Genomic DNA, 2486 nt, shown 5'->3' on the forward strand with positions numbered 1-2486 from the left:
GCGATCAACTATTAACGCTGACTGATATTCGTTATGATCGGCCGCCGGCCGCTGATTGTTATGATTAAAAATTTATCCCAGATTGACATCTCCCGAAAGAAAATTCTCCTCCGGGTTGACTTCAATTCACCGATTGATCCCCAGGCAGGAGTTATCCTTGATGACAAACGCTTCAGGGAACATCTCAAGACAATCCAGGCGCTCAGAGATGCGATATGCATCATCGTCACCCATCAGAGCAGGCCGGGAAAAAAAGATTTCACATCTCTAGAGGCCCATGCGGCCAGGCTCCAACAGCTCCTGGGAAAACCGGTAACATTCATCGATGACATCTTTGGCCATACAGCCCAGGATGCAGTGAGAAATGCCCGGCCCGGCGATGTTATTATGCTGGAAAATGTCAGGTTCAATGCAGAAGAGAATCTGAAGCTCAACGGAGAAGAATCAGCAAAGACACTCCTTATCAGAAACCTCTCTAAGATGGGAGATATTTTTGTAAACGATGCCTTCGGAACAGCACATCGCTCACAACCCACCATAGTGGGTCTTCCAGAGGTTTTGCCATCTGTGGCAGGACTTCTTATGGAGAAGGAGATTTCAAACCTTTCCCGGGTCTTTGAGGGAGCTCCTAGGCCGGTCACCTTCATCTTGGGGGGCACGAAGGTCGATGATTCCATAGATGTAGCTCACCATGTACTTTCAAATGGTATCGCTGATCGGGTCATTACCATTGGTGTAGTCGCTAATATCTTTCTTGCAGCTAAGGGTGTTACAATTGGTAAGCCTTCTGCGGATCTTATCACCCAGCTTGGATATGATAACCAGATAGCGATAGCAAAGGCAATATTAGACGAATTCGGAGAGAAGGTCTTTGTTCCTGAAGAAGTTGCTATCCGCAAAGACGGTGTCCGTGTCGACGTTCCGGTGGATCAAATCCCTGCTGACTGCCCAATTCTAGATATCGGAGGATCAGGACTGAAGTCATGCCTTGAGATCATCAAAAACTCCAAGACGGTTGTCCTGAACGGACCGGCAGGACTCTTTGAAGAGGCCGATTTCGCACTCGGAACCTATGATATCATAAAAGCAGCAGCAGATGTCCAGTTCTCGGTGGTCGGCGGAGGGCACACAGCGGCGGCAATTGAAAAGATGGGATATGATAAACGGTTCACACATATCTCAACCGGCGGCGGGGCATGCATCGAATTTTTGACCGGAAAAAAACTTCCTGCAATTGCAGCACTTGAAAAAAGTGCAGCCAAATTTTCATAACTTTTTTAAGATTCAAATAGTCATGTTCATTCCTCTTGACGCAGAATATGATTTGAGAATTTGTGAACCCAATGGGAGACGAGCAGATAGTACTTACTCATATTGCTTTGTATGTGACAAACCTGCAGCGAAGCATGGATTTTTATAAAAAAATCCTACGTATGAATGTCTCAGAACCAATTTCACTTAAAGATCAATCAACAGGACTAAAATATGGCCATTCACTGGTTACAAAGGGCCCTGTATTGGTAAGGAACCTCATAACCCGGGCTAACCCTTCAGCATATCAACAGATGTTCACAGATATCTGCCACTGCAGTACCGCTGATGGGACAGTCAATCTGATTCTGGTGCAACAAACCCATCCTGAAAAGGGATACATCAGATCAGTGACCGGAAATACCCTGTATGGATTCTCGTGTTATCTAACATCTGATATTGACACTGACGATCTTGCCTGGGATATGTCTATCTCAGATCTCATTTTTCAACATGGAGACACTGGGACAGATGGGCTGGATTACTCATTAAATTCCAATAATCATTCACTCTTTATCAAAGATCCTGACGGGCGGATGATAGAACTCATAACATCATCAGATAGGAAAGGGGAATTTATCACAGGTCTTGGATACGCTGTTATCTATGTCAATAATATTCAGGCAAGCAGAAGGTTTTACCAGGAAAAATGTGGTCTGCTTGATATTACCCCTCAGTCCCTTGTCCAGAATGAATGGAAAAAGAAATATGTCTGGATGGGATCAGCAGATGGATCACCAGCCATCATCCTGTACCAGGTCATAAATCCTGATGGCACCCCGACAATAGCCGGTGGATATGGACTTGATCATATGAGTCTGTCAGTGAATTACAAAGGAGAAGGAGCAATCAGTGAACCAGGATGTGTCACAATGCATCCTCCAAATTCCAAAGAGGTATCTGGAAATTACCTGCAGGATCCTGATGGTTATTTGATAGAGATTATGAAATAGGAGAGTCAGAGTTTTTCATCGGTTTCATAACGTATTCCGCTCTCTTCGGCATACCTTCTCCGTTTGATCTTCTCAAGCTCCAAAGGGGTTGGAACCTTGGTCATCGGATCCTTGCGGGTCAGTGAAATATATGCGGCAAAGAGAATCATGAGAACAGAAAGCAGCATTAATGAATTAAGAGGAGAGAGAAAGCCGCTTAAGTATCCAATGAAGATGAACAAC

General features: G+C 44.7%; 3 protein-coding genes. 2 read left to right on the top strand and 1 reads right to left on the bottom strand.

From position 1 onward, the window contains the following. The first annotated feature begins 60 nt into the window (after positions 1-60). Both VN429_RS05620 and VN429_RS05625 read left to right on the top strand, forming a co-directional pair. A complete protein-coding gene (locus VN429_RS05620; RefSeq protein ID WP_325630747.1) occupies positions 61-1272 on the top strand; it encodes a phosphoglycerate kinase in 1212 nt (403 codons plus the stop codon). A 71-nt stretch (positions 1273-1343) separates the two neighbouring features. Then, positions 1344-2264 (top strand): VOC family protein, encoded by a 921-nt coding sequence (locus tag VN429_RS05625; protein ID WP_325630749.1) that lies wholly within the window; start codon positions 1344-1346, stop codon positions 2262-2264. Positions 2265-2269: 5 nt separating this feature from the next. Here VN429_RS05625 and VN429_RS05630 read toward each other — a convergent pair. Next, positions 2270-2486 (bottom strand): hypothetical protein (locus VN429_RS05630; protein ID WP_325630753.1); only part of this gene is annotated, 217 nt, incomplete at its 5' end.

The sequence above is a fragment of the Methanospirillum sp. genome (genome assembly GCF_035560735.1).
In the GTDB taxonomy this organism is placed as follows: domain Archaea; phylum Halobacteriota; class Methanomicrobia; order Methanomicrobiales; family Methanospirillaceae; genus Methanospirillum.